Source organism: Nonomuraea sp. NPDC003201, from assembly GCF_053590415.1.
Map to the genome: position 1 here is coordinate 1 of NZ_JBSFTC010000624.1, position 3,039 is coordinate 3,039.

At 72.7% G+C, this 3,039-nt stretch carries 3 protein-coding genes; all 3 read right to left on the reverse strand.

The features are described 5' to 3' along the window. On the reverse strand, window positions 1–934 hold a 934-nt coding region (locus ACWDX9_RS61820), incomplete at its 3' end, for an acylphosphatase (RefSeq protein ID WP_449973200.1). Continuing rightward, window positions 931–2,163: a cytochrome P450 gene (locus ACWDX9_RS61825; protein WP_449973201.1), complete on the reverse strand. Its 1,233-nt coding sequence runs from the start codon at window positions 2,161–2,163 to the stop codon at window positions 931–933. The genes ACWDX9_RS61825 and ACWDX9_RS61820, both read right to left, overlap by 4 nt. A gap of 35 nt (window positions 2,164–2,198) precedes the next feature. Further along, the gene (locus tag ACWDX9_RS61830; RefSeq protein ID WP_449973202.1) at window positions 2,199–2,957 is read right to left on the reverse strand and encodes an oxidoreductase C-terminal domain-containing protein; all 759 of its coding nucleotides are present in this window, start codon (window positions 2,955–2,957) and stop codon (window positions 2,199–2,201) included. Between the last annotated feature and the right edge of the window lie 82 nt (window positions 2,958–3,039).

Below are 3,039 nucleotides of genomic sequence, written 5' to 3' on the forward strand. Positions count from 1 at the left end.
GCCGCGCGCGGTCGGTCAGGAGCGCCGCGCCGGCCTCGTCCACCTCGCACAGCCGCCGGGCCGCGGCCAGGTCGGCGACCATGACCGCGAACGGCTTGTCCTCGCGCTGCTTGCGCCGCCGCAGCTCGGCGGCGGCGTCCTCGTCGGCGGCCGGCACCGACAGGTGGTAGCCGCCGAGCCCCTTCACCGCCAGCACCCCGCCCCGGCGCAGCACCCGCACGGCCCCGGCCAGCGGGTCGCCTGCCGCACCGACGAGCTCTGCCGGTGGGCCGCCCACCGCGCCGACGAGCTCGCCCGTCGCACTGATGAGCCTGAGCGCGGGGCCGCAGGCCGGGCAGCAGATGGGCTGCGCGTGGAAGCGCCGGTCGGCCGGATCGTGGTACTCGGCCAGGCAGCCGTCGCACATGGCGAACCCCGCCATCGTGGTCAGCGGCCGATCGTACGGCATCGCCCGCACGATCGTCAGCCGCGGCCCGCAGTTGACGCAGTTGACGAACGGGTAGCGGTAGCGCCGGTCGCCGGGGTCGGCCAGCTCCGCCAGGCAGTCGGCGCAGGTCGCGATGTCGGGCGACACCAGCGTGCGTGAGGCCCCCGACGGATCGCTCGCGACGATCCGGAACCGGCCGTCGGCACGCACCGCACGGGAGGTGACCGTCACCCGCTCGATCGCGGCCAGCGGGGGCGCGTCGCGCTCCAGCCGTACCAGGAACTCCGCGATCTGGCCGCCCCCGCCCTCCAGCTCGACGAAGACGCCGTGCGCGTCGTTGCCCACCCGGCCCGCCAGCCCGAGCCGCGTGGCCAGCCCGTGCACGAACGGCCGGAACCCCACCCCCTGAACGACGCCCTCGACCCGGACCCGCACCCCCATCGGGCCAGTCTGCAACGAGAACGGCCCCGACTGAATCACCCCGTCGGCGAGGCGCGGATCGCTCATGTGGGAAGGACGTCGTCGAACTCCACGTAGAGGTGCCGGGGCCCGCGCAGGCCCGGGTTCGGCCGGTACGGCGGCGGGTCGGCGACCAGGCGCGGGTTGACCAGCCGCCGCGCGAGCTCGCCCAGCGCGAGCTGCGTCTCCAGCCGCGCCAGCGGGGCCCCGAAGCAGTAGTGGATGCCGCTGCCGAAGCCGAGGTGCTGGTTGTCCCGCCGGTCGGGGTCGAAACGGTCGGGATCGGGGAAACGCGCGGGATCACGGCTCCCGGCGGCGAGCACGAGGCTGATGATGGCGCCTTTCGGGATCGTCGTGCCCGCGATGTCGATGTCGGCCAGCGCGGAGCGGCGCAGGCTGAGCAGCTGCACCGGCGGCTCGAAGCGGAGCAGCTCCTCGACCGTGCCGACGACCAGGTCGGGCTCGTGGCGCAGCCGGTCCAGCACGCGGGGGTTGCGCAGCAGGGTGAGCATGCCGTTGGTGACGAGGTTGACGGTGGTCTCGTGGCCGGCGACGAGCAGCGTCGCGGCGGCGCTCAGCAGCTCCTCCAGCCGCAGGTCGACGGCCGGATCGGTGACGATGGCCGAGAGCAGGTCGTCGCCCGGCCGCCGCCGGTGGACGTCCATCAGCTCCTCCATGTACGTGCCGAGCTCCGTCCTGACCTCCATGTTCCGCCGCTCCCGCTCGGCGACGCTCCCGGTCGTCGGGTCGATGGTCTCGATGATGGCCTGCGACCACCGGTGGAAGCGGGGCTCGTCCTCGCGGGGCACGCCCAGCAGCTCGCAGATCACCGTGACCGGCAACGGATAGGCGAAGTCCTCGACGATGTCGACCCGGGTCTTCCCGGCGAACCGGTCGATCAGGTCCGTGACGATCCGCATCATCCGGGGTTCCATGCCGTCGACCCGGCCGGGGGAGTGGGGCGGCCCGAAGTGCCGCATCATCATGGAGCGGATCCGGTCGTGGTCCGGCGGGTCGGTCCTGATGAAGGACGACGGCAGCGCCGTCCCCGACTCCTGCTCGGCGGCGATGTCGGGAATGTTGCGAACGTCGGAGCTGACGCGCGGGTCGTGCAGCAGCGCGACGATCTCCCGGTAGCCGCTGACCGCATAGCTGCCGTCCGCCTGCCGCGCCACCGGGGTCCTGCGGAGCTCGGCGTAGAGCGGGTACGGATCGGCGCGGCTGGCGTAGTCGAGGATCTGCTCGTAGACGCTTGCCCCTGTCACTTCCTCTGCCACTGTGACGGCTCCCTGATGTGCTCGCTCGGTGTGGTTCAGTGCCGCCGCTGCAGCGTCACGCGGCGCTCGTCCGGGTTGTGGCCGGTCAGCACCACGGTCGCGCCGTAGGCGGGGGAGATCCGCTGCGGTACGTCGGCCGGCATGATCTGGAGGCCGTCGGGCTGCCCGACCATGCCGGGGCCGGGCGGGAACGGCGCGGCCCGCTCGATCTGCGCCTGGTAGAAGTCGAGCCACATCGCCTGGTCGAAGGCGACGGCGGCCGTGGTGCGGCCCCGGTTGCCGTAGACGGCGACGAACCGGCGATCGGCGACCGAGCCCTGCGCGATGACGACCTCGTCGGCGAAGGTCGGCACGCCGACGGACTTGATGTTGACGCCGAACTGGGCGGACCAGAAGACCGGCAGCGACACGTGCGGCCAGCGGTCGCTCTCGGCGCTGATCATGTTGTGCGCCGCGACCTGGGCCTGGGTCACCGCGTTGCCCCAGTGTTCGAGGGAGAGGAACTGGTACTCGTACACCGGATGCGGGAAGCGCGCCACGTCGCCGGCGACGAAGACGTTGTCGGTGACCAGGGCGTTGACGTCGAACGCGCGGCAGCCCGCGTCGCAGGCGACGCCCCACACCCCGGCGGCCAGCCCGGAGCCCTCCAGCCATTCGACGTTGCGCTCCGCGCCGAGCGCGGCCACCGCCACGTCCACGTCGAGCGTGGTGCCGTCGGACAGGCGGGCGCGGCGCAGGCGCCCGTCGCCGTCCCCTTCGAGCGCCTCGACGGTGACCCCGCAGCGCTTGATCAAGAGGGTGAATCTGGTGCACATCGACCTCGTCGACAGGGACATTTACGCGACCACCGGACCACCACACGAGCAGCTCGCCTGG